Source organism: Streptacidiphilus monticola (assembly GCF_042658505.1).
Taxonomy (GTDB): Bacteria; Actinomycetota; Actinomycetes; order Streptomycetales; family Streptomycetaceae; genus Streptacidiphilus; species Streptacidiphilus monticola.
In genome coordinates, this window is record NZ_JBHSQJ010000118.1 from 1 (window position 1) to 21,811 (window position 21,811).

The 21,811-nt window shown below is 74.6% G+C and carries 23 protein-coding genes and 1 pseudogene; 10 read left to right on the forward strand and 14 right to left on the reverse strand.

Translation table 11 applies throughout. From position 1 onward, the window contains the following. The first annotated feature begins 323 nt into the window (after positions 1-323). On the forward strand, positions 324-1,727 hold the full coding sequence (locus tag ACFP3V_RS24760; protein ID WP_380587551.1) for a cytochrome P450: 1,404 nt from the start codon (positions 324-326) through the stop codon (positions 1,725-1,727). Between the two features lie 248 nt (positions 1,728-1,975). On the opposite strand, the pseudogene ACFP3V_RS24765 reads toward ACFP3V_RS24760, so the two are convergent. Then, positions 1,976-2,305, reverse strand: a pseudogene (locus ACFP3V_RS24765) (amidase family protein); the annotation flags it as partial. Positions 2,306-2,452: 147 nt separating this feature from the next. Here ACFP3V_RS24765 and ACFP3V_RS24770 point away from each other — a divergent pair. Beyond that, positions 2,453-3,091 (forward strand): hypothetical protein, encoded by a 639-nt coding sequence (locus tag ACFP3V_RS24770; RefSeq protein ID WP_380587554.1) that lies wholly within the window; start codon positions 2,453-2,455, stop codon positions 3,089-3,091. Between the two features lie 142 nt (positions 3,092-3,233). On the opposite strand, the gene ACFP3V_RS24775 is transcribed toward ACFP3V_RS24770, so the two are convergent. Beyond that, positions 3,234-3,389, reverse strand: a complete 156-nt coding sequence (locus ACFP3V_RS24775) for a DUF6131 family protein (RefSeq protein WP_380587557.1) — start codon at positions 3,387-3,389, stop codon at positions 3,234-3,236. Between the two features lie 293 nt (positions 3,390-3,682). On the opposite strand from ACFP3V_RS24775, the gene ACFP3V_RS24780 reads away from it, so the two are divergent. Both ACFP3V_RS24780 and ACFP3V_RS24785 read left to right on the forward strand, forming a co-directional pair. Further along, positions 3,683-3,868 (forward strand): hypothetical protein, encoded by a 186-nt coding sequence (locus ACFP3V_RS24780; protein WP_380587560.1) that lies wholly within the window; start codon positions 3,683-3,685, stop codon positions 3,866-3,868. 58 nt (positions 3,869-3,926) lie between these two features. Then, positions 3,927-4,130 (forward strand): hypothetical protein, encoded by a 204-nt coding sequence (locus tag ACFP3V_RS24785; protein WP_380587563.1) that lies wholly within the window; start codon positions 3,927-3,929, stop codon positions 4,128-4,130. A 333-nt stretch (positions 4,131-4,463) separates the two neighbouring features. Here the strand turns inward: ACFP3V_RS24785 and ACFP3V_RS24790 are convergent, their stop codons facing one another. The 3 genes from ACFP3V_RS24790 to ACFP3V_RS24800 are packed head-to-tail and all read right to left on the reverse strand — an operon-like array spanning position 4,464 to position 7,021. Further along, positions 4,464-5,219 (reverse strand): polysaccharide deacetylase family protein, encoded by a 756-nt coding sequence (locus tag ACFP3V_RS24790; RefSeq protein ID WP_380587566.1) that lies wholly within the window; start codon positions 5,217-5,219, stop codon positions 4,464-4,466. After that, positions 5,210-6,202 (reverse strand): DMT family transporter, encoded by a 993-nt coding sequence (locus ACFP3V_RS24795; protein ID WP_380587568.1) that lies wholly within the window; start codon positions 6,200-6,202, stop codon positions 5,210-5,212. The genes ACFP3V_RS24790 and ACFP3V_RS24795 overlap by 10 nt, the downstream gene beginning before the upstream one ends. A 12-nt stretch (positions 6,203-6,214) precedes the next feature. Next, the gene (locus tag ACFP3V_RS24800) at positions 6,215-7,021 is read right to left on the reverse strand and encodes an SDR family NAD(P)-dependent oxidoreductase (RefSeq protein WP_380587572.1); all 807 of its coding nucleotides are present in this window, start codon (positions 7,019-7,021) and stop codon (positions 6,215-6,217) included. 180 nt (positions 7,022-7,201) lie between these two features. Between ACFP3V_RS24800 and ACFP3V_RS24805 the strand changes: the two genes are divergently transcribed. Beyond that, positions 7,202-8,287 carry an MGDG synthase family glycosyltransferase gene (locus ACFP3V_RS24805; protein ID WP_380587574.1) on the forward strand — a complete coding sequence of 362 codons (1,086 nt, stop codon included), beginning with the start codon at positions 7,202-7,204 and terminating at the stop codon, positions 8,285-8,287. Positions 8,288-8,424: 137 nt separating this feature from the next. Continuing rightward, a complete protein-coding gene (locus ACFP3V_RS24810) occupies positions 8,425-9,210 on the forward strand; it encodes a universal stress protein (RefSeq protein ID WP_380587577.1) in 786 nt (261 codons plus the stop codon). Positions 9,211-9,404: 194 nt separating this feature from the next. On the opposite strand, the gene ACFP3V_RS24815 is transcribed toward ACFP3V_RS24810, so the two are convergent. Continuing rightward, positions 9,405-11,579, reverse strand: a complete 2,175-nt coding sequence (locus tag ACFP3V_RS24815; protein ID WP_380587580.1) for a SpoIIE family protein phosphatase — start codon at positions 11,577-11,579, stop codon at positions 9,405-9,407. 153 nt (positions 11,580-11,732) lie between these two features. Between ACFP3V_RS24815 and ACFP3V_RS24820 the strand changes: the two genes are divergently transcribed. Beyond that, positions 11,733-12,395, forward strand: coding sequence for a TOPRIM nucleotidyl transferase/hydrolase domain-containing protein (locus ACFP3V_RS24820; RefSeq protein WP_380587583.1), 663 nt, complete (start codon positions 11,733-11,735; stop codon positions 12,393-12,395). A 109-nt stretch (positions 12,396-12,504) separates the two neighbouring features. On the opposite strand, the gene ACFP3V_RS24825 is transcribed toward ACFP3V_RS24820, so the two are convergent. Continuing rightward, positions 12,505-13,071, reverse strand: a complete 567-nt coding sequence (locus ACFP3V_RS24825) for a dihydrofolate reductase family protein (protein WP_380587586.1) — start codon at positions 13,069-13,071, stop codon at positions 12,505-12,507. A 118-nt stretch (positions 13,072-13,189) separates the two neighbouring features. Next, a complete protein-coding gene (locus tag ACFP3V_RS24830) occupies positions 13,190-13,588 on the reverse strand; it encodes a winged helix-turn-helix transcriptional regulator (RefSeq protein WP_380587589.1) in 399 nt (132 codons plus the stop codon). Positions 13,589-13,674: 86 nt separating this feature from the next. Here ACFP3V_RS24830 and ACFP3V_RS24835 point away from each other — a divergent pair, with 86 nt between their 5' ends. After that, the gene (locus ACFP3V_RS24835; RefSeq protein ID WP_380587592.1) at positions 13,675-14,250 is read left to right on the forward strand and encodes a flavodoxin family protein; all 576 of its coding nucleotides are present in this window, start codon (positions 13,675-13,677) and stop codon (positions 14,248-14,250) included. A 200-nt stretch (positions 14,251-14,450) separates the two neighbouring features. On the opposite strand, the gene ACFP3V_RS24840 is transcribed toward ACFP3V_RS24835, so the two are convergent. From ACFP3V_RS24840 to ACFP3V_RS24850, 3 genes are all read right to left on the reverse strand, one after another. Further along, positions 14,451-15,020, reverse strand: a complete 570-nt coding sequence (locus ACFP3V_RS24840; protein WP_380587595.1) for a hypothetical protein — start codon at positions 15,018-15,020, stop codon at positions 14,451-14,453. Between the two features lie 196 nt (positions 15,021-15,216). Further along, positions 15,217-15,906 (reverse strand): response regulator transcription factor, encoded by a 690-nt coding sequence (locus tag ACFP3V_RS24845; RefSeq protein WP_380587598.1) that lies wholly within the window; start codon positions 15,904-15,906, stop codon positions 15,217-15,219. After that, entirely contained in the window at positions 15,903-17,645 is a 1,743-nt protein-coding gene (locus ACFP3V_RS24850; RefSeq protein WP_380587600.1) for an ATP-binding protein, read from the reverse strand. Before ACFP3V_RS24850 ends, ACFP3V_RS24845 begins: the two co-directional genes overlap by 4 nt. Before the next feature lie 444 nt (positions 17,646-18,089). On the opposite strand from ACFP3V_RS24850, the gene ACFP3V_RS24855 reads away from it, so the two are divergent. After that, positions 18,090-18,302, forward strand: a complete 213-nt coding sequence (locus ACFP3V_RS24855; protein WP_380587603.1) for a hypothetical protein — start codon at positions 18,090-18,092, stop codon at positions 18,300-18,302. Positions 18,303-18,401: 99 nt separating this feature from the next. Here ACFP3V_RS24855 and ACFP3V_RS24860 read toward each other — a convergent pair whose 3' ends face one another. From ACFP3V_RS24860 to ACFP3V_RS24870, 3 genes are all read right to left on the reverse strand, one after another. Continuing rightward, positions 18,402-20,042, reverse strand: a complete 1,641-nt coding sequence (locus ACFP3V_RS24860; protein WP_380587605.1) for a multicopper oxidase family protein — start codon at positions 20,040-20,042, stop codon at positions 18,402-18,404. A 110-nt stretch (positions 20,043-20,152) separates the two neighbouring features. Next, positions 20,153-20,566: a hypothetical protein gene (locus ACFP3V_RS24865; protein ID WP_380587607.1), complete on the reverse strand. Its 414-nt coding sequence runs from the start codon at positions 20,564-20,566 to the stop codon at positions 20,153-20,155. A 132-nt stretch (positions 20,567-20,698) separates the two neighbouring features. Continuing rightward, positions 20,699-21,220 (reverse strand): AAA family ATPase, encoded by a 522-nt coding sequence (locus ACFP3V_RS24870; protein WP_380587609.1) that lies wholly within the window; start codon positions 21,218-21,220, stop codon positions 20,699-20,701. 276 nt (positions 21,221-21,496) lie between these two features. On the opposite strand from ACFP3V_RS24870, the gene ACFP3V_RS24875 reads away from it, so the two are divergent. Further along, positions 21,497-21,754 (forward strand): amphi-Trp domain-containing protein, encoded by a 258-nt coding sequence (locus ACFP3V_RS24875; RefSeq protein ID WP_380587612.1) that lies wholly within the window; start codon positions 21,497-21,499, stop codon positions 21,752-21,754. Positions 21,755-21,811: the final 57 nt, after the last annotated feature.

Here is a 21,811-nt window from a genome sequence, read left to right on the forward strand (position 1 = left end):
CCCGCCGATGGCCGCCACCGCGCCGGCCGCGGCCGCTGCCGCGGCCGGCGTGCCCGCCGCGTCGGTCGCGCGGCCGGTTCGGCGTGAGCCCTGGTGGCGCCGCCTGCTGCGGCTGCGCTGACGCGAGTCCGCTGCCGCTTCCGGCACACGCGTGTCCCCGAGGCCCGTCCCGCGTCCGAACCGCGGTACGGGCCTCGCGCGTTGGCCGAGAGGGCGTTCTTGACGGGGACGTGCGTGCGGGGTCACAGTGACCGGGCATATTTCATGATCGCAGCCCGGCAGGACCGTGCAGCCGCACGTCCTCGACGAAGGGGGCTCCTCCCGTGCCTGACGTCGCGTCACTGCCCGCGCCCCCCGGCCGGCTTCCGCTGATCGGGCACGTGGCCAAGCTCGGCCGCGACCCGCTCGGCTTCCTCAAGAGCCTCGGCCCCCTGGGCGACGCCGCGTGCGTCCGCATCGGCACCCTGCCCGTCGTCTTCCTGAACACGCCCGACCTGGTGCACGAGGTTCTGGTCACCCAGGCCCGGAGTTTCCACAAGGGGCGCTTCTTCGACCGGCTGAGGGACCTGGTCGGCAACGGCCTGCCCAACTCCGACGGTCCCACCCACCTGCGCAACCGCCGCCTGATGCAGCCCGCCTTCCACCACACCCGCATCGCCGGGTACGGCGCCGTCATGTCCGAGCACGCCTCCGCCCTCGCCGACTCCTGGCACGAGGGCCAGGTCCTGGACGTGGACCGGCTGATGGGCCGGCTGGTCACCTCGACGCTCGCCGAGACGATGTTCTCCCGGGGACTGGGCAGCCGCGCCATCGACACCGTCCAGCGCAACGTCCCGGTGATCATCGAGAACCTGCTGCTGCGCACAGTCGCGCCCAAGGCGCTCGACCGGCTGCCCATCCCGGCGAACCGGCGCTTCGACGCCGCGACGCGGGAACTGCTGGAGGTCATCGACGACGTCGTCGCGGCCGCCCGGGCGGCGGGTCCCGCCGGCGGCGCGGACCTGCTCTCGGTGCTGCTGGAGGCGCAGGACGCCGAGACGGGGGAGTCCCTGACGGACAGTGAGATCCGCGACGAGCTGGGGTCCATCCTGTTCGCCGGCGTGGAGACCTCGGCCACCGCACTCACCTGGGCACTGCACGAGATCGCCGGCGACCGGGAGGTGGAGCGCCGGCTGCTCGACGAACTCGACTCGGTCCTGCGCGGCCGCGCGCCGTCCTGGGAGGACGTGCCCCGCCTGCCCTACCTGCGCCAGGTGCTGAACGAGACACTGCGGCTGCACGGGGTGACCCTGCTGATGCGCCGCGCCGTCGAACCCGTCACGGTCGGCGGCATCGACCTGCCGGCGGGCGCGGAGGTGGCGTTCAGCCTCTACGCGCTCCAGGTGGACCCGCGCACCTTCGCCGACCCCGGGCGGTTCGACCCCGACCGCTGGCTGCCGGAGCGGGCGGCCGAGCTGCCGCGCCACGCGTTCATTCCCTTCGGGGCGGGGACGCGCAAGTGCATCGGGGAGGGTTGGGCCTGGACCGAGATGACGATCGCGCTGGCCACCCTGCTCTCGCGCTGGCGGTTCCGCCCCGCCCCCGGCCCGCGCCCCCGGGAGGTCGCCGCCGCCGTGCCGCACCCCGACCGGCTGCGGATGACGGTCAACCGCCGCGAGCCGCGCCCGGCGGACGGCGACGGCACCGGCCCCGCCCGGCAGGCCGCGCAGCCGCATCCTGCGGCCTGAGCGGAGGAGGGCCCGGAGGCGGCGCGGCAGTCCTGCGGTACAGCCGCGCCCTGCCTCGGGGCGGCCTGTCAGCGGGCGGCCGCGCCCCCGTTGACGCGCCGTCGCGCGGATGGCGGGCGCAGGCGGCCTCGCCGGTCGGACCCCGGCCGCCGGGGCCGCCGGGCCGGTGACGACGCCGCCCTGCGCCGCTGCGAGGCGCAGGGCAGGCGCCTGATGCTCCCTCACCTAGCAGCTGAGCAGGGCTGGTTGAGCCGTGCCACCTGCACCGCGTCCTCGGCGGGCAGGTGATCCCGGTGCGCCGGGATGCCCCAGGTCGCGGGCAGCCCGGCGATGTCGTAGGACTCCTTCACCGTCACGGGAATGCCGAGCAGCGGCCGGTCCTCCCCCCGGGCGCGCGCCGCGTCGGCGCTGCGCGCGGCGGCCCTGGCCCGGTCGAAGTCCGGCACGCAGATCGCGTTGACCGTCTTGTCGTCCCGTTCGAAGCGGGCGATGGCCTCGTCGGTCAGCTCCACCGAGGACACGTCGCCGGCCCGTAGGGCAGCGGCGAGTTCCTCGGCCGTCGGAAAAATCGACTCCATGGCGGGGACCGTACCGACCCTGCGGCACGGGCCGCGAAATGCCGATCCGCGCCAGGGAATTCGGCCGATCCGAGCCCAGCCGGCGGCCCGGACCGGACGCCGGCTCGCTACACTCCGGCCGGAACCGGTCGGGGAAGGGGGAGAGTCATGCATCCGCTGCGCGCTCGTCCGGCGCCGGTCGCCCTGTCCCTGGGGGCGGGTCTGGTGCTGGGCCTGGCAGGGCCGGTGGCCGGGAAGTCGGACAGCGCCGTGTGCGTCGCGCTGAGTGCCGTCTTCTCCGGTGGCTGGCCGTGGGCCGGCTACGCCTTCGCCGTGGGGTGGCTCCGGCGGTCAAGGATCGAGTCGGCCCTGCTGGCGTCCGTGGGGCTGGCCGTGGCCGTCGTCGCCTACTACATGTTCAAGGACGTGAGCCCTGCCATCCCTGATGGGGCGGTTCCCGCGGGCACGGTTGCCGGGGCGTCTGGCGGAGGGGTCCCGTCCGGGGTGGTGGCGTGGGGAACAGCCGCCTTCGTTCTCGGAGCGCCGCTCGGGCTCCTGGGCAACCTTGCGCGGATGGCGGGCGCAGGCGGCCTCGCGTGTCGGCTGGTGGTTCCGCTCGTGGCGCTCTTCGAGACGTCCCTGCGGCTGCACACGGAGGTTGCGGCGGATCCCGTCGTCGTCCTGACGTGGAAGGTCACCCGGTTCGCCGTCGGCCTCGTCGCGCTGGCTCTCGTCGGCCATGCGGTCCGGAGCCGGTGGCGCGGGCGACGGGCCCGGGTGCGCTCGGACGAGGTGGTCCGCAGCTGAAAACCGTCCCCGTTGCCGGGTCGGAGGTGATCGATGAAGGGGCGCCCACGTGCTGGGCCCCGGACGCGCCGCGGGGGGACGTGGGCGCGTGAGGGGCCTCAACTCGCCGCGGTGGGCGGCTGGTTGGCCGCGTCGTGGGCGGTCAGTAGTAGTGGTGACGGCCGCCGACGGCGTGGCCGAGCGCGCCGGCCACCCACAGGATCAGGCCGATCACCGCGAGGATGATGCCGATGGTCCACAGGATCGAGATCCCGGTGACAAAACCGATGATGAGCAGGATGACGCCGACGATGATCACTGGGGCCTCCGGGTGGGGTGGGGTGGAACGGTGCGAACCACCCCGGCGGTCGCCATGAGCCAGGGAGCCGGAGTCCGCAGAGATTGGGCTGGGCTGCCTTGCCTGTGACAGGCGTCTTCCGCCGATCCGGCGTTGCAAACCCCTGGTGGGGCACCGGTCGCGGACGGACCCGCGTCCGGGTCGGCGGAACGTTCGCCCATTCGTGTGGACGGTGGGCGGAAGCGTTTCCCCCCTCGCCATCACGGTGACGCGAACGGCGGAAGTGCGACACCGTTCCCAGGGGAGGCCGTGCCATGACCACCATTCCGATCCGACCGGCTCTTGGACGTGAACTCGGCACGGCGTGGCACGAGCTCAACCGCTGCTGGCAGGAGCCGGCCACCGTGACCACGGTGCAGGACATGCTCACCGCGCTGCAGCGGATGACGGAGCTGGTCGAGCAGATCGCCGCCGAACTCGAGGCGGATGCCCTGCCCTGAACGGGCCGGGGAGGCTCGCCGCGGGGCGATGATGGAGGTGAGACCCCGGGAGCAACCCATGATCCGTGAGCCCACGTACCAGGTCGGCGACATCATCGAGACGCGTGACGGGCGGCAGCTCGAAGTGCTGTCGGTGGGGGCGGAGGCCTACGTCCTGCGCCCGCTCGGCGGCGACGGAGCCGGCGGATCGGAGGGGGTCCCGTGGGACATCGCCGAGTGCGAGGACGCCACCTGGCTCGTCGAGGAGGGGCGCCGGGGCTGAGGTCCCGCGGCCTGTCCGGCGGATCCTCCCGGGCCCGCGGCGCTCCCGCGCCCTTCGGGCGGGAGGTGCCCCGTGCCCCCAGGCACGGCCTTCCCCAGTCTTCGGCCGGGCGCTGCGCCCAGGCACGGCCTTCCCCAGTCTTCGGCCGGGCGCTGCCCCCAGGCACGGCCTCCCCCAGCTTTCCGACGGGCGCTGCCCCCACCCTGCGTCGGCGAAGAGTACATCCAGTCGGAGGGCGCTCCGCGGCCTTGGAGCCGGCCGCACCTGGGGGCATTTCCCACCCGAAGGGTGCGGGAACGACACGGGCTGATTCGGAGATCCACCGGACAGGCCCTAAGCGTGGATCGGGGCGCGGGCCGCGACGTCCGCGGTGGTGAGGCCGTGCTCGGACAGGGGGCCGACCTGCCAGCCGGAGGCGCGGCAGGCGGTGACCAGGGTGGGCAGCGCGGCCAGGGTGGCGCGCCAGCAGTCGGGCGTCGCGGCGTGGTCGGAGTCGTGGAGCAACAGCGTTGCGCCGCCGTGCAGTTGGCCGAGCGCGATGGCCGTGACGGACTCGGCCGTCGCGTCGGGGGGCCAGTCCCGGGCCCACGCGGACCAGAGCACCGGGCGCAGCCCGGCGTGGCGGGCGGCGTGCCAGCGGGTGGCGGTGAGGACCCCGAACGGCGGCCGGTACCACTCCGGGGCGGTGCCGGTGGCGTCCTGCACGGCCTCGGTGGCACGGGCGAGCTCGTGCCGGTCGCGCCAGGGGGTGAGCCAGGGCCAGGAGTGGGCCCAGCCGTGTACGGCGGTCTCGTGGCCGCGAGAGCTGATCTCCCGTGTCAGCGAGGGGAACTGACGGGCCCGGGCACCGAGGAGGAAGAACGTCGCGCGCACGCCCAGCCGGTCCAGCGCGTCCAGGAAGAGGGGCGTGGACGCGGGGTCCGGGCCGTCGTCCAGGGTCAGCGCCACATGTCCGGGATCGCCCAGCCCGGCGAGCCCGGGGAGCCAGCGGCGGCGTGGTCCGGGGAGCCAGCTGCCGGCGGGGACGATCTGGATGGCCGCCGCGAGGAGCAGGCCCGCGCCCGCGGCGCGGGCGGGCTTCACGTCCATGTCGAACCCCCGCCCTGGGACGCGCCGTTGGCATCGCCGTCCCCCTCGCCGTTCCTGTGGGCGTCCGCGTCGTCGTCCCGGTCGTCGGCGGTCGCCCAGGGAGCTGACGGCCGGTCATCATGCTGCCCCTGCGGCGCCTGGTCGTCCCAGGACTCCGCCAGGCCCGGGCCCCGGGACAGTCCGAGCACCCCGGCGGCCACCAGTGCCGCGCCGAGGGCGGCCGGGACCAGTCGGAGGCCGAGGGCCAGGTGCTCCCCGAAGAGCACACGGCCGAGCACGACGCTGAGGAAGGCGTCGCCCAGCGTGAGCGCCGGCTGCGAGGCCCGCAGCGTGCCCGAGCGGATGGTCAGCTGGAGCAGGGCGAACGAGGAGGCGCCGACGGCGGCCGCCGTGTAGAGCGGCCACTGCTGGAAGATCCGGCCCACTCCGTCCGCGGACGCGTCGGTGGTCACCTGCTTGATCAGCGCGGCGGTCAGGGAGAAGCCGGTGGCGGCGGCCAGTCCCAGCGAGGCGGCCCGCAACGAGCCGCGCACCCGCCAGGCCAGCGTGAGCAGGCAGGCGACCAGCACGGCCACGGCGGTGCCCATCCAGCGCCAGCGGCCCCCCGGAGCGGCCGACGCGCCCTCCTGAGGGTCCACAGCGACCAGGAAGACGGCCAGGCCGCAGGCCAGCGCCAGGAACGCCGCCCAGACCCGCCCGCCCGGCGACCGGTGGAACACCAGGCCGCCGATGAGCAGCGTGAACAGCAGCTCCGCCGCGAGCAGCGGCTGCACCAGCGAGAGGCTGCCCACCGCCAGTGCCGCCACCTGGGTGATCCCGGCGACCGCGAGCGCGACACAGCCCAGCCACCAGACCCCGCAGCGCACCAGCCGGGCCAGGCCGCCCTCGCCGCCGGTACGGACGGCGGCCAGGCGCTGGAGCACCGAGACCGTCCCGTTCGCCGCCGCGCAGACCAGCGCGAGCAGCACGGCCAGAGCGCTCATCCGGTGCCCGCCTCAGCCGAACCGGAGTGCGAGGCGTCGGTAGAGCGAGGGAGCCGCGCGGTGCACCACGCCCGGCACCCGAAGCCACGACGGGACGTAGACCTCGTCCCGTCCCTGGGAGACCGCGCGGCAGACGACGTCGGCGACGTGCTCGGGCGGAAGGGGCCGGGGCACGCGTCGCGGATAGGGCGCGCCGCGCCGGGCGAAGAACGGCGTGTCGACCACTCCGGGCAGCACGTGGGTGACCCGCACCGGGGAGCCGTGCAGCTCCAGTCGCAGGGCGTCGGCGAAGACGCCGAGGGCGGCCTTGGCGGCCGAGTACACCGCCTCGTGGCAGACGCCGACGCTGCCCGCGACGGAGCCGATGAGCACGATGTGGCCGTGCTCCGTGGTGAGCATGGACGGCACCACCTGCCGCACCAGCTGGACCGCCGCCCGCAGGTTGACCGCCAGCAACTCGTCGACGACCTCCTCCGGCATGTCCGCGAAGGAGCCCGCCCAGCCGATGCCGGCGCCGTGGACCAGGAGGTCGATCCGCCCGTACGCGCCCAGCACGCCGTCCACGAGGGACCTGGGCCCGTCGGGTTCGGCCAGGTCCGCCGGGAGCGCGAGCGCGGCGGTCCGGTCGGCCACGCGGTCCAGGCGCTCCCGGTCCCGGCCGCTGACGGCCAACTTCCAGGCGCCCTCGGCCGCCAGACGATCCGCCACCGCCGCGCCGATGCCCGACGAGGCCCCGGTGACGAGAGCGACGCCGCCCGGGTCCGCGGTCCTGCGGTGCCAGGCACGACGGTTGACGCCACGAGCAGTCGGTGCGGTCATCGTGGCTCCTCTCGGGCCAGGGTGGTCGACTCGAACGACCCGGCGACGGTCACCCATCCAGCGTCCCCCCACAGCGGATGCCCCGCCGGGCGGAGTTGACGACTGCGGGCTTCGGGCGGGGCTCCCGCCCCAGTCCCGGTGGTGGGCCTACCGTGAAGGGAGACGACGTCCGGAGGCTCCGTGAGCACCTTCCTCCTGCTGAGCGCCAGCATGGGTGACGGGCACGACACCGTCGCCGCCGCCCTCGCCGAGCGGCTGCGGGCCGACGGCCACCAGGCCGTCCGAGCCGACGTCCTGGAACTGCTGCCGGGACGGCTCCTGGGCGCCGGGCTGCGCGGGTCCTACCAGACCTGCATGCGCTACGCGCCCTGGGTGTACGGCGGTGTCCACGCCGCGTTCCTGCGGCCCTCGCGCGGGCCTGGCAGCGCTCCGATGGCGGCGGCGGCCGGTCCCGGGCTCCTGGCGCTCGTCGAACAGGCCTCGTGCGACGCGGTCGTCAGCGTCTTCCACCTGGCCGCGCAGACGGCGGGCCGGCTGCGGAGCAGCGGCCGGCTGCGGGTTCCCAGCGCGGTGGTGGTCACCGACTTCGCCCTGCACCAGCAGTGGCTGCACCCGGGCAACGACCTGCACCTGTGCCTCACGCCGCAGATCGCCGACGAGGTCGCGGCCGCCACCGGCCGCCCTGCCGTCGCCACCGGCGCGATTCTCGGCACCCGCGTCCTGGCCGCCCGGAAGGCCCCGCAGCAGGCAGGCTCCGCAGCGCAGGCCGGCGTCCCCGTGGAGCGGCCACGGGTGCTCGTCTCCGCCGGGGCCTGGGGGGTCGGCTCGCGGTTCGCCGACACCGCACGCGCCCTGACGGCAGCCGGCTTCGCGCCGGCCGTGCTGTGCGGCCGCAACGAGCGGCTGCGCCGGCGGCTCTCGCTGCTGCCCGGCGTCGAGGCGCTGGGCTGGCAGGAGGACCTGCCCGCGGTGCTGGCCTCGTCGTCCGCGCTGGTCGACAACGCCGCGGGACAGACCGCGCTGGAGGCCCTGGCGCTGGGACTGCCCGTCGTCGGCTTCCGGCCCATCCCCGGCCACGGACGCCAAGGGGTGCTGGCGATGGCCGAGTTGGGGCTCACCCGGGTCGCCGCGACGCCGCACGAGCTGGTGCGGGAGCTGGCCGATCTGATCCACGGCCCGGCCCGCCCGGTGGACCCCGCCCTCTTCGACGGGGACCCGGCCGCCGAACTCGCGCGTCTCGTCGGCGCCCCGGGGCGGGGAGCGTAGGCGACCGGCCGCCCCTTCGGGGACGGGCCGGTCCGGTCGGCCCTATCCAGGAGGACGCGGATCCGTCAGGCTGGTCCCATCCACGGGGTCGGACGCGGTTCGGTCGGCGGCACGGGCGAGACCGAGGAGGACGAGCGATGGCCGGGTTCCTGGTGGCAGGTGTGGACGGCTCGCCGGCCGGCGAGCGCGCGGCGCGGTGGGCGGCCGAGGAAGCGATGGGACGGGGCTGCGATCTGAGACTGGTCGCCTCCCATCCGCGGGCGGAGCGGGCCCTCGACCTGACGGGCGAGCAACTGCGTCAGGCGCTGCCCGCGCTTTCCGTCCAGGTCTCGCGGCGGTGGGTGGAGCAGCCGGGCACGGGTGTGGAGGAGGTGGCGCCGTCCGACGCGGTGATGACCGTCCTGGGCTGCGGCCACGGTCTGCCCGACGCGACGGTCCGTCAGGTGACCACGCATGCGGCCTGCCCGGTCGTGCTGGCGCGCCGGGGAGGCGACCCCACCGGTCCGGTCGTGGTCGGCGTCAACGCCGAACGGGTCCTCGGCCCCCTGGAGTTCGCCCTGCAGCACGCGCGCGCCCGAGGCGCCGCGGTGGTGGCCCTGCACGCGTGGTCCGCGTCGCAGCAGACCTCGTACTTCGCGGAGCCCGCGTCGGAGACGGACACGGCGGAACGCTGCGGGGAACTGCGCGAGGAGCTGGCGCTGCTGTTCGCTCCGCTCCTCGACGGCTACGGCGACGTGCCCACCACGCTCACGGTCCGGCACGGGGGAGCGGCCGGCCTGCTGCTGGAAGCGGGGGAGAAGGCGTCCCTGCTGGTGCTGGGGCGGACGGCGGTCGGGCCGCGCTGGCGTCCGCACCTGGGGACGGTGCCCTACAGCGTGATCCCGCTGGCCGCGTGCTCGGTCGCCGTCGTCCCCCACGACTGACGCCGCGGCGAGGGACGGCGCCCCGGTTCCGGTAGGAGCCGGGCCGAGCGCTGTTCCCCTCAGGCCGGTCGCGTGCCCGGCGGCGGGGCCGCTGCCTGCGGCGCACGGCGACTCGGTCGAGCGAGGTCGGGCGAGAGGGCGTGCGCTCAGCCGGGCCGGCCGAACTGACCGACTGCGTACAGGTGTTGAGGCGGTCACGCGCTGCCGCGCCGCGCCGCTCGGCCGGTGTCGCGGTGGCCTGTCCCGTCCAAGCGGAGCAGCAGCACCGCGACGTCGTCCGTGTGCTCGCCGGTGGGCCACAGGCGGTGGACCATGCCGTCGATGGTCAGGTCCAGGTCGGTGACGGCGGCGTGGGCGAGGTAGTCGGTGAGCACGGCGGTGGTCCGGTCGAGGTCCGTGCCGGGGACTTCGAGCAGGCCGTCGGTGAACAGCGCGAGGACCGCACCCTGCGGCACGGTCACCGAGGTGACCGGGTAGCGCTCCTCCGCGTCGATGCCGAGCAGCGGGCCCGGCTCCAGCGGCACGCTCCCGGCCCTGCGGTCCGGGCGGCGCAGCAGCGGCGGGAGGTGGCCGGCGCTGGCCAGGGTCAGTTGACACCGGCTCAGGTCCAGATGGGCGTAGAGGCAGGAGACGAGGAGGTCCGACTCCACGTCGGCGAGCAGGCGGTTGGTGCGGGCCAGTACCTGGTCCGGGGCGGCGCCCGCGGTGGCGTGGGCGCGCACCGCCGTGCGCACCTGGCCCATCAGCGCGGCGGAGGAGGCGTCGTGGCCCTGGACGTCGCCGATGACGGCGGCCACGCTGCGGTCGTCGAGTCGGATGAGGTCGTAGAAGTCGCCGCCCACATCCAGACCGCGGACCGCGGGCAGGTAGCGGGCCGCCACCTCCAGGCCGTCGGGGGCGAGGAGGGAGCGGGGCAGCAGGGACCGCTGCAGGCTGTAGGCGAGTTCGTGCTTCGCGTCGTAGAGCCGGGCGCGGTCCAGGGCCTGGGCGATCAGGCCGGCGAGCGAGGTGAGCACGGCCCGCTCGTCGGCGCCGAACTCGTGCGGATGGTCGTAGGAGAGGATGCAGCAGCCGACCGGGCGGCCGGAGAGCACCAGGGGCAGGAAGGCCCACGCCTGCTTCCTGCTGATGCCCAGGGCCCGCGGGTAGAGCCGGCCCATCTCCGTCCGGTCGCGGAAGAACGCGGGCGCCCCCGTGAGCAGGACCTGGCCGGCCGGGGTGAGGTCGGTGTGCAGCGGCAGCCCGTCCAGCTTCCGTACCTCCTCGTGGGCGTAGCCCTGATGGCCGATGATCTTCAGACGACCGGCCTCGGCCACGTTGAGCACCAGGCCCTCGGCGTCGAACGCGGGCAGCACCTGCCCGGCCACCAGGTCGACGACGTCCCGCACCCCGACGCTCTCGGTGAACGCGGCCGCCAGATGGACGAGTTGGTACAGCCGGCCGGTCGGCTCGTGCGCCGCCCCGGTGCGCGGACCGGTGCGGACCGACCGCGATCCGGGCCGGGTGCTGCTCGGCGCGGGCGTGATCCGGACGCTGATGCCGCTCCCGTCCGGGTACAGCTCGAAGGACAGCCACTGGTCCGGTGGTCGCAGCGCGGTGAACGCCACCGGCTCGCGGCTGATCAGGGCGGTGCGGTAGTGGTCCTCGGGCACGGGATCGTCCAGCCAGGGCAGCGCCCGCCACGGCAGGGTGCCCAGCAGCTCGTCCGCGCCGCGGCCGAGGAGCCGGGCGGCGGTGGCGCTGCAGAAGGTGATCCGGCCGCCGAGGTCCAGGGCCACCGCCCCCTCCGGGAGCCGCTCGGCCCAGTCCGCCGCCGCGAGCGCGGTCTGCGAGGGCTGCGGCATCGCCGAAGCGTACGCGACGACGCGCGGCTGCGCGGGCAGGGACGGCGGCCGCGGCGCGGTGTCGAGCAGGCGGCTCAAACGGCGGGCGGCGGTGGCCAGATGGGTGCGCTCGCGGCGGGTGGGCCGGGCGCGGCGCGGGGCCGGCCAGAGCAGCAGCAGGGCGCCCCAGGTCCGCCGTTCCCCTCGCAACGGCACGGCGGCCAGGGCGAGTTGGTAGGGCAGGGAGACGGCCGTGCGCGGGTAGCGGCGGGCGAGGTCCTCCTGGCAGCCCACCCACACCAGCTGGTTCCGGCGGACCGCCTCGGCCACCGGAGCCGTGCCCGCCAGTGGGACCCGACGCCACGGTGTGGCGAACTCGACCGGTATGCCGCAGACCGCCGCCAGGTGCAGCGTCGGCTCCCCGGCCGACAGCAGGAAGAGGGCTCCCGCCGACGCCCCCGCGGACCGCAGGGTCGTGGCCAGGGTCTCGTCCAGGGCGACGTCCACCGGCCCCGTGGCCTGCTCTGCCTCAGCTGTCCGGGACATGGCGCATCCCCGACGTCCTTCGTGCCCGCGGCCCTGCCGCTGCCGCAGGCTCTCCTGGGGCGGCACCGCACCGCCCCCTCAGGTGGACGGCTACCCAGCGCGGCGCGAGACACCCGGAAACTCCCGCACGACCGGCCCGGTCCCCGTGTCAGGATGGCGCGGGGAAAGCGAGGTGGCGTGGAGGACTTGGGACGGTTCCGCCGCGCGGTGTCCGCGTGGGCGGTCGGCGGCGGGGCGGCGGAGGCCGTGGACGAGGCGTCCGGGCTGGCAGGCGGCGTGCGGATGGTCGTGCTCGTCGAGGGCACCAGCGACCAGGTGGCCCTGGAGACCCTGGCCGCGCGCCAGGGCCGCGACCTCGGGGCGGAGGGTGTGGCCGTGGTCCCGATGGGCGGCGCGACCAACATCGGCCGTTTCCTGGACGTGTGCGGGCCGCCGGGTCTGGGCCTGGCCCTGGCGGGGCTGTGCGACGTGGGGGAGGAGCGGCACTTCCGGCGGCACCTGGAGCGGGTCGGCCTGACGGACGGCGACCTGGAGGGCCTCGGCTTCCACGTCTGCCGCGCCGATCTGGAGGACGAGCTGATCCGCGCGCTCGGGCCGGAGGGCGTGCGGCAGGTGATCGAGGCCCAGGGGGAGCTGCGTCCGTTCCTGACCTTCCAGGGCCAGCCGGCGCAGCGCGGGCGGCCGGTCGAGCACCAGATGCGGCGGTTCCTGGGCACGCACAGCGGCCGCAAGGCCCTCTACGCGCAGGCGCTGGTCGGGGCGCTGGCTCTCGATCGCGTCCCCCGGCCGCTGGAGCGGCTGCTCGCGCACGTCTGAGCGGTCCGAGCGGAGGGCCGGCACCCGCCGGCCACCGGAAGTCTGCGGCTGCCCCGCGGCTGTGCGGCTCAGCTCGTCGAGTCGCCTCCAGGCCGCCGCGGCACCTGCTTCAGGGGCGCGACACGCGATGGCGGAGGTGGACGACCCCCGAGCCGAAGGTGCGGGTCTCGAGGAGCTGGAGGTCGACGTGGCGCGCGTGATGCGGAAGGTAGGGAATGCCACCCCCGACGAGCACGGGATGGATCCGGGGCCGGTACTCGTCGATCAGATCCAGCTCGGCCGCCTCGGCGGCGAGCGTCGCCCCGCCGAGGGCGACGGCGCCGTCCTCCGTGCCGGCGCGCAGGCGGGCGATCTCGTCCGCCAGGCTGCCGGACGCCAGGCGGGCGTTGCCCTGGACCGAGGTCAGGGTCGTGGAGAAGACCACCTTCGGCAGTGCCTTCCAGAGCCGGGCCCACTCGCGCATGGCGCCGTCGAGTGAGGGGTCCTGGTCGGCGGTCTCCCAGTACAGCATCGTCTCGTAGAGGCGTCGGCCCAGGACGTACACGCCGACCTGCCGGATCTCGTCGGTGACGAACTCGAAGAGCTCCGCGTCCGGCCCGGTCCAGGCGAATCCGCCGTCCGGTCCGACGATGTAGCCGTCGAGCGACATGCCCATCGAATAGATCACGCTGCGCACCGGCGGTCCTCCTCCGCGACAGCCTCGACGCTACGCCGGCCGGTGGCCGCGGGGGGCCCATGACGCGCGCGGCCGACGGCCGGGGTGCGCGTGGGCGGCGACGCGACGGGCGGGCGGGTCAGTCGGCGGTACCGGCGTCGTACTGGTCCTGCGCCGCCAGGATCGCGGGCATGGCGTGGTGCAGGTGCTCGATCAGGTCCAGCAGCTTGGCAGCCGTCTGCTCGCCGAGCGGGGTGAGGCGGTACTCGACGTGCGGGGGCATCGCCGCGACGACGGTGCGCCGGGCGAAGCCGTCGCGCTCCAGCGTGTGCAGGGTCTGCGACAGCATCTTCTCGCTGATCCCGTCGACCTTGCGGCGGACCTCCCCGAAGCGCGCCACCCCGAGCTCCCGCAGCGCGGCCAGCACCAGCACGCCCCAGCGCCCGGTGATGTGCTCCAGCGCGGGGCGCGACGGGCAGGAGCGCGCGAAGACGTCGAACCGCTCGGCGTCCTGGGTGGGGGTCGGCGCGTCAGTCATGGGTCCATGGTAGGCGCAGTGCTTACGAATGCGAAGCACTAACTCATGGTTTGCGCTTTCTTTGAGTTAGTGCCATGGTGGTCGGCATGACCAACCCCGTGATCTCCATCGCCTTCCATTCCGGCTACGGCCACACCGCCGTCCTCGCCGAGGCCGTCCGCACCGGAGCCGCCGAGGCCGGCGCGACCGTCCACCTGATCCCCGTCGACACCATCACCGACGAGCAGTGGGCGCTGCTCGACGCCTCCGACGCCATCGTCTTCGGCTCCCCGACCTACATGGGCACGGCGTCCGCCGCGTTCCACGCCTTCGCGGAGGCGTCGTCGAAGCGCTGGTTCGGCTCGGAGTGGAAGGACAAGCTGGCCGCCGGCTTCACCAACTCCGGCTCCAAGAGCGGCGACAAGCTGAACACCCTGCAGTTCTTCACCGTCCTGGCCGCGCAGCACGGCATGCACTGGGTCAACCTGGGCCTGCTGCCCGGCTGGAACAGCAGCGAGGCCTCGGAGCACGACCTCAACCGCCTCGGGTTCTTCCTGGGCGCCGCCGCCCAGACCAACGTGGACGAGGGCCCGGACGCCGTCCACAAGGCCGACGTCGCCACGGCGGAGCACCTCGGCCGCCGCGTCGCCGAGACGGCGAAGCGGTTCGCCCCGGCGGCCTGATCCCGCCGGTACCCCTCGGTTCACCGGCCGGGGGAGCCGTACCTTGCGACCGCACGAGCGGGTTGCCTCACGCGTGTGAGGCAACCCGCTCGTGCGGCGTCCCGGGTGCGAGTGGCGGGGCCTGAAGGGTCGTCAGGTGTCGCGTGCGCCTGGGGCCTGGATCGCAGACGGCCGAGGGAGTAGGAGCTGCGGGGGGCGGGTCACCACCGCGACGCGGCGCGCTCGTACAGTTCCTGGACGGCGCCTTCGTCGAGACCCAGGTCTCGGCTGAGGGAGTCCCAGGAGGCGCCCTGGCGGCGGGCGGAGACGATGGCGTCCAACCGGTGCGCCTCCGCGTCCGCGAGGAGCTTGCGCAGCAGGCGCAGCGCGGCGCGCGGCTGCTGAGCGGTCAACTCCCGCAGGGCGAGGTTCTGTTCGCCCCACCGGATGGTGTGCCACGGGGGCACGACGGGGTCGGCGACCGCCGTCACGTGCCCGTCCCAGGCGTCCCGCAGGGCGGTGACGCCCTCCTCGGGCAGCGCCCAGTCGTCGTCACCCGCAGGGACGAGCTGACCCCCGCAGGGGATGGGATCGCCCTGCCACCCGCAACTGCACTCGGGCTGTACGTGGAGAATCCGCCGCTCCTCGACGCCGCCCGGTCCGGGCCGGCCCGGCTCCGCGAGGAACGCGAACTGCCCGGCCCGGTACGTGAAACCGGCCCCGTCGACGAGCCGCCCCTCGGCCGACCCCCGGTGCCCCTCCACGTCCGCTCCCACGCCGTCCCACACCATCCCGGCCCGTCTCCTGTGCTCGGTACCTGCGGCACCGCCCATGCGCGTGCCGGTCCGGATCCTACGGACCTCGGGACCCGAGATCCACGCCGACGCATCCCGAGGGAGGGCGGGCATCTCCGGCAGCCGGGGCATCGGTCGACTTCCGGGAGCGCAAGGGGAGTTGGCGCGACTACATCCGCCCCGAAACCCGGCGTCATCTCGCCGGGCGGTAGCGGTGTTCCGGGCGGCCGGTGGCGCCGTAGCGGAGGTCGAGGTGGGCCGAGCCCTGGCGGACCAGGTAGGAGAGGTAGCGCTGGGCGGTGGCGCGGGAGACGCCGGTGAGTGCGGCGACCTCCGCCGCCGAGAGGTCGGGTCGGGCCTGGCCCAGGGCCGCGCGGACCAGGGCCAGGGTGGGGGCGGAGTGGCCCTTGGGGGGCAGCGGCGGCGGGGTGGTCGGGCGGCCCGCGCTGAAGATGGCGTCCACGGTGGCCTGGTCGGTGTCGGAGCCCGGGGCGAAGGTGTCCACGCGGTGCCGCAACGCCTGGTAGGCGTGCAGGCGTTCGGCCAGTTCACGGAAGCCGAAGGGCTTGACGAGGTAGCCGACCGCGCCGAGTTTCATCGCGGCCCGGACCGAGGCGATGTCCCGGGCGGCGGTGATGACGATGGCGTCCGGCCCGGCCGGGACGGCGTCCTGCGCGAGTCGGCGCAGGACGTCGAGGCCGCTGCCGTCGGGGAGGTAGAGGTCCAGCAGGAGCAGGTCGGGCCGCAGGGAGCGCACGGCGTCGACGGCGGCGGCCACCGTCCGTACCTCGGCGGCGACTTCGAAGCCTTCCACCTTGCTCACGAACGCCGCGTGGATGGCGCTCACCCGGAAGTCGTCGTCCACGACGACGGTCCTGATCACCAGCGCTCACCGCCCCCCGCCGGTTCGATGTCGCCGGAAGGCGGATACGGCGCCGCGCCGTCCGAGATGACCGACCCCAGCGGGCTGGCGGGATCGGTGTCGGGGAGGGGGAGTCGGACGGTGAAGACCGCGCCCGGCCCGGTGCTGACCTCGATGGTGCCGCAGTGGCGCTGCACCAGCCGGTGGACCAGGGCCAGCCCGAGCCCGCGGCGCGCCGTGCCCCGGTCGGGGCGGGTGGACCAGCCGTCCTCGAAGATCCGCTCGACGTGCTCGGGCGGGATGCCGGGACCGGAGTCGGCGACGCGCACCAGCACGTGATCGGTCTCCTCGACGAGGAGCAGGTGCACCTCGGCACCGGTGGCCGGCGGCGGGTCGACGGAGGCGGCGGCGTCGATGCCGTTGTCCAGCAGGTTGCCGACGATGGTGAGCAGTCGGCGCAGGTGCGGCGGCTGCTCACCCAGCCGGGAGTCCTCGTCCAGCACCACCCGCACCCCCCGCTCGGCCGCGACCGTCGTCTTGGCCACGATCAGGCCCACCAGCAGCGCGTTGCCGATCCGTTCGCGCACCGACTCGGCGAGCGCGGGCTCCGCCCCGGCGGACTCCAGGGCGTAGTCGAGGGCCGCGTCGAACTCCTCGAGCTCCAGCAGGCCGGCGAGGGTGTGCATGCGGTTGCTGAACTCGTGCTGCTGCGCGCGGAGCGCGTCGGTGAGCCCGCGCATGGAGTCGAGCTCGCGCATCATCCCGACCAGCTCGGTCCGGTCGCGGACGGTCACCACCGCGCCCAACTCCCGCCCGTGCAGGGCGACCGGCATCCGGTTGACGGTCAGGCAGTGGCTGTCGGTCAGCACGGTGAGGTCGCCGCCGGTGAGGGTGCCGTCGAGCACCCGGCGCAGCCGGCCGTCGGGGACCACCTCGTCGAGCCGGGCCCCGCGGACATCCGTGGCGGTCAGGCCGAGCAGCTGCCGCGCCTCGCGGTTGATCACCGTGATCCGTCCGGCCGGGTCGAAGGCGATGACACCCTCGCGGATGCCGTGCAACATGGCCTCCCGGTCCTGCAGCAGCCCGGCGATCTCCTCCAGTTCGAGACCGAAGGTGATCCGCTTGAGCCTGCGCGCCAGCAGCAGCGACGCAGTCAGGCCCGCGGCCAGCGCGAAGCCGGCGTAGAGGCCGAACGTCGGCAGCTCACGCCAGAGTTCACTGGTGACCTGGGTCTCCGGGATGCCCGCGGAGACCTCTCCCACGAGCGTTCCGTCCGGGCCGTACAGCGGGGCCTTGCCATTGGCGGACCGGCCGGTCGCGCCCACGTCGATGCCCGCGTGCGTCCGGCCGTCGGTCACCGCGATCGGCTCGGCGACCTGCCGTCCGATCAGGCCCGGGTCCGGGTGCGAGTACCGGACCCGGTCGAGGCCGATGACGACGACGTACGAGGCACCCGACGCCGCCCTGACCCGCTCCGCCACCTGCTGGACGACGCCGGTGGGCGTGGCCTCGGGGCGGGCGGCCATGGCGGCGCGGATCTGCGGTTCGGACGCCGCGGTCCGCGCGATCGCCACCGCGCGCTGCTCGAAGGTGTGGTCGAGTTCGGCCCGCTGCGCGATTCCCAGCAGGGAAAAGCCGATCAGACCCGTCACCGCGAGGATGGCCAGCTGGGACGCGAGAATCCGCGTGGAAAGGCGGCGGCTGCGCGGGTGCCGCACGCGTCGCCAGAACCGGGGGAGACCCGTTCCCCATCCGGACACGTCGCCGCTCCGCCCCGGCGTCACGGAGACACTGTGCCGTCGTGCCGCCGCTCTGCCGTCTCCTCGTCGGGTCCGGGCGCCGTCGCCGGGACCGCTGAGTGCATTATCGCTGGTCGAAAACGCCTTGCCCAGCGTTTCGGCGGGCGGTGAGCACAATGAGCAGAAACTGCTCAACGCGGAAAAGTGCCGGAATGCGGAGAAGAATGCCGGCGCTTCATTCCGCCGTCTACCGTCGACGCATCCCCCAGGAAAGGAGAGGGGGAATGCGCCAGTCACAGGTCCAGCGGTCCGCTCCCCGGCCCTCCCGGCCCGAGCCGGACCTCCGGACACCGTCCGGGTCGGTACTGCCCTACTGACCGCCCGTGCAGACCGCCACCGCTTCCCGCTACCGCTTCCCGTCGCCACGACGCAGCAAGAGACACAGCCCGAGAAAAGGCCGGCACCATGCCCGACAACGCCGCCCACGCCGAGATCCGCCGCCTGGCGGCACTGCTCCGCGAGGCCGAGGACGAGATCGCCCAACTGCGATGCGAGAACGCCCGGTTGCGTGCCCGGCAGGTCGCCACGGTGGTGCTGCCCGATCGGACCGTCGCGCAGGGCCCGATGGCGTCCGACCTGCGGGCGGGCTTCGAGCCCCTCGCGCTGCACGGCCACTGAGCGCGGCCGACGGCCGCGCGTTCACCTGCACCCGCGCCGGGGGCAGGTGAACGCCGGCAGTGCAGCCCTGCCGTGAGGGCGCGGGACCGTGACGGAGTGTCAGGCGAGGTAACCGAGCAGGCCCATCATGCCGGCCTCGCCGTGGTAGGCGTTGTGGCAGTGGACCAGCCAACGGCCGGGGTTGTCGGCGTCGAAGTCGCAGCTCACCGTCTGCCCCGGCAGGACGAGGGCGGTGTCCTTGCGCGGCCCGGCCGCGCCCAGCCGGAAGGTGTGGCCGTGCAGGTGCATGGGGTGCCACATCGCGGTCCTGTTGACGAACGTCAGCCGCACCCGCCGGCCCTCCCGGACGGTGAACGGGTGCGCGGTCGGGTCGGTCATGTCGAACTTCTGGCCGTCGAGCGACCAGTCGTAGCCCTCCATGCCGCCGGTGAGCCGGATCCGGTGCGTGATATCCGGTTCCCTGGTAGGGAGTTGGACCTCTTCGGCGGCGCGCAGGCGTGACGCGGCGACGATCCTGCCGTCGAGTTCCCCGGGCCGGGCGCCGACGCGCGGGGCAGTGCCGGGACCGGTGCGGACCAGGGCGCGGCCGGCCTGGCCCTTGCCCTCCGCGAGCGCGGTGAGGGGGAACACCCCGGAGCCCAGGGTGACCAGGACGTCGTAGCGCTCGCCGGGGCCGATCAGGACGGCGTCGGCCTGCTGGTGCCGGACCGGGTATCCGTCGGCGTGTGTGACCGTCAACCGGTGGCCGCCGAGGGCGACCCGGTAGGCGGTGTCGCTCCCGGCGTTGACCAACCGGATCCGGATCCGCCGGTTCGGCCTGCCGCGGAAGGTCTCCGGGTCGTGCGCCGGGCGGCCGTTGACCAGGTGGTAGGGATAGCGCACGTCTCCGGCGTCGCCTCCGAGCAGCTCGCTGGTCGCGCCCATGAGCATGAGGCGCGCACCTGAGCCGGCCGGTGCGGACGGGCTGCCCGTGCCGGTGCCGCGCGTGCCCATGGCGCCCGTGTCCCCCGCGCTGTCCATGTGCCCCATGGCCCCTGTGCCCCCCATGCCCGCCGACAGCTCGGCGAGCGCGTCGTCCGGCGTGCCGGTGACCCCGTCGAGCCAGTCGTCCAGAACGACGACCCACTCGTCGTCGTAGGCGAGGGGTTCCCGGGGGTCCTCCACGATCATCGCCCCGTACAGGCCGCGGTCCAGCTGGACGCCGACGTGGGGGTGGAACCAGTACGTGCCCGGGCGCTCGGCCAGGAACCGGTAGCGGAAGGAGCCGCCCGCCGCGATGGCGCGCTGGGTGACCGGGGGGACGCCGTCCATGTCGTTGCGCAGGGCCAGCCCGTGCCAGTGCACGGCGGTGGGCGCGGGCAGGTGGTTCGCCACCGTGGCGTCCAGGACGTCCCCGGCGGACAGCCGGATCACGGGGCCGGGCAGCCGGTCGTCGAACATCCAGGTCCTCGCCACGGTCCCGGCGAGGTCGACCGTGCCGGAGGCTGCGGTGAGCGAGACCTTCACGGTGCGGCCGCTGCTGCGGCGCTTCGCCTCGACGGCGGCGACGGTGGCACTGTCGGGGGCGATCAGGCGGGCGGTCGCGCTGCTGGGGGCGCTGGTGCCGCCGTGGCTCATGCCGGGCATGTCGCCCATGCCGCTGCCGCCGGCGCCGCTGCTCGTGCAGGCGGACAGGGGGCCCGCGACCGCGACGCCGAGGCCGGCGGCGAGGAGCGAGCGGCGGGTGATGCGCGTATTCATCTGTGCTGGGGTCCTTCGCGGTTGGGGCATGCCGGGGACGGCGGTGCCCGGAACGTGGTCGCGGATCGGCGGCACGGCCGACGGAGTCGGCGCGTGCGGTGATCCGCGACCTATATGCGAAGGACCGTGGTGTGGTCGGGCGGCGCCGACGGCGGTCCGGTGGCCGGCGCGAGGGTGAAGCGCGGTGGCTCCGGCGGCAGCACGGGCTCGGCGGGGACGGCGGCCGGGACGACCGGCGCGAAGGCGTGGCCGACGCCCTGCGCGGCGCACATCTGTCCGTCCAGCGCGCAGGAGTGGCCGCTGTGACCGCCGGATTCGCCCGGCATGTGGGGGGACGCGACGCGGGACGTCGCCTGTGCCCTGGGCATGTCGGCCGCGACCGCCATCCCCGCGTGCGCACCCGCCGCTCGGGCGGCGGGGGAGCCCGTGAGGTCGTGGTGCACCAGGACCGCGAGCGCGGCGAGCAGCACCAGCAGCGGGCCGAGGGCCCTGCGGGCTGCGGCGGTTCCGCGACCGGGGGCCATCCTGGGTGCCTCCTCTCGCCGGCGGCCGCTCCGGGCGCTCCGGTCGGACTGGGTCCGCTCAGCCTATCCCGTGGCTGCTCACGCGCCGTCAACAGGACCGGCGCGGACGGGCGAAGGCGCGCTGACGTGTCGTCAACCGGTGACGGCGGCCGCGATCCGCCGCGCGGCCTGGGCGGGGGTGAGGTGGGTGGTGTCCACCACCTCGGCCTCGGCGTGGAGCCAGGTGCGCGCCGCCTCGGCGTAGGGCTCCAGATAGGCGAGGCGGAAGGTGGAGGGACCGAGCACCTTGTCCCCCTCGATGCGCCCGCGCAGCGTGTCCTGGTCGGCATGGAGCACGAAATGCCGTACCGGGATCGCGTGTTCGGCCAGACCCGCGCTGATCTCGCGCCAGTACCGCTCGACCAGGACGGTCATCGGGACCACCAGGGTGCCGCCGGTGTAGTCGAGCACGCGCCGTGCGGTCTCGACGACGAGCTGGCGCCAGGGCGGCCAGTGCTGGAAGTTGTCCGTCTCGGGCAGCCCTGGCCGGATGTCCATGAGGGTCTCGCCGACCTTCTCGGCGTCGAACACCCGGGAGTCCGGGATCAGCGGCTGCACCAGGGCGCTGGTCGTCGTCTTGCCCGCTCCGTGGGTGCCGTTCAGCCATACGATCATGGCGCCCGATGCTAACGCCTGCGCGGGCCCGGCCGCCTGGCCGCCGCCTGGCCGCCGCCTGGCCGCCCGCCTCGCCGCCCGGACGCCGCCTGGCCGCCCGGACGCCGCCGGGGCGGGCGGCTCACCCCTGGCGGGGGATGCCGCGGACGGGTTCCGGCCCACAGGANCCCGGACGCCGCCGGGGCGGGCGGCTCACCCCTGGCGGGGGATGCCGCGGACGGGTTCCGGCCCACAGGATCGGCGGTGTGATGCCGGAGCGGCTGCCGGAGGTGGGCGGTGAAGGATCTGAAGTTCGAGCAGAAGGGCGTCCTCTCGCGCGGGGAGGTCGCCGACCTCTTCAAGACGCTGGCGGAGGCGTTCGCCGACGACGGCCGGGTGGAGCTGGAGTTCGGGCCCGGTGTGCTGAGCGTGCGCGTGCCGGACCGACTGCGCAGCGAGGTGGAAGTGGAAACGGGCGACGGGGAGGTCGAGATCGAGATCGAGCTCACCTGGGCCGCGAACCAGCCCGCCACCACGGGGGCCGACGGCTCGTGAGCCCTGATGCGGCGACACGGCGGGCGGTGGTCGGCCGCCGTGCCGCCGAACGGCCCA

Coding starts and splice junctions, on each gene's coding strand:
- ACFP3V_RS24810 (WP_380587577.1), top strand. CDS start 8,425: ATGGCCGGGTTCCTGGTGGCAGGTGTGGACGGCTCGCCGGCCGGCGAG.
- ACFP3V_RS24800 (WP_380587572.1), bottom strand. CDS start 7,021: ATGACCGCACCGACTGCTCGTGGCGTCAACCGTCGTGCCTGGCACCGC.
- ACFP3V_RS24835 (WP_380587592.1), top strand. CDS start 13,675: ATGACCAACCCCGTGATCTCCATCGCCTTCCATTCCGGCTACGGCCAC.
- ACFP3V_RS24785 (WP_380587563.1), top strand. CDS start 3,927: ATGATCCGTGAGCCCACGTACCAGGTCGGCGACATCATCGAGACGCGT.
- ACFP3V_RS24855 (WP_380587603.1), top strand. CDS start 18,090: ATGCCCGACAACGCCGCCCACGCCGAGATCCGCCGCCTGGCGGCACTG.
- ACFP3V_RS24860 (WP_380587605.1), bottom strand. CDS start 20,042: ATGAATACGCGCATCACCCGCCGCTCGCTCCTCGCCGCCGGCCTCGGC.
- ACFP3V_RS24870 (WP_380587609.1), bottom strand. CDS start 21,220: ATGATCGTATGGCTGAACGGCACCCACGGAGCGGGCAAGACGACGACC.
- ACFP3V_RS24815 (WP_380587580.1), bottom strand. CDS start 11,579: ATGTCCCGGACAGCTGAGGCAGAGCAGGCCACGGGGCCGGTGGACGTC.
- ACFP3V_RS24780 (WP_380587560.1), top strand. CDS start 3,683: ATGACCACCATTCCGATCCGACCGGCTCTTGGACGTGAACTCGGCACG.
- ACFP3V_RS24865 (WP_380587607.1), bottom strand. CDS start 20,566: ATGGCCCCCGGTCGCGGAACCGCCGCAGCCCGCAGGGCCCTCGGCCCG.
- ACFP3V_RS24790 (WP_380587566.1), bottom strand. CDS start 5,219: ATGGACGTGAAGCCCGCCCGCGCCGCGGGCGCGGGCCTGCTCCTCGCG.
- ACFP3V_RS24830 (WP_380587589.1), bottom strand. CDS start 13,588: ATGACTGACGCGCCGACCCCCACCCAGGACGCCGAGCGGTTCGACGTC.
- ACFP3V_RS24795 (WP_380587568.1), bottom strand. CDS start 6,202: ATGAGCGCTCTGGCCGTGCTGCTCGCGCTGGTCTGCGCGGCGGCGAAC.
- ACFP3V_RS24770 (WP_380587554.1), top strand. CDS start 2,453: ATGCATCCGCTGCGCGCTCGTCCGGCGCCGGTCGCCCTGTCCCTGGGG.
- ACFP3V_RS24820 (WP_380587583.1), top strand. CDS start 11,733: ATGGCGCGGGGAAAGCGAGGTGGCGTGGAGGACTTGGGACGGTTCCGC.
- ACFP3V_RS24840 (WP_380587595.1), bottom strand. CDS start 15,020: ATGGTGTGGGACGGCGTGGGAGCGGACGTGGAGGGGCACCGGGGGTCG.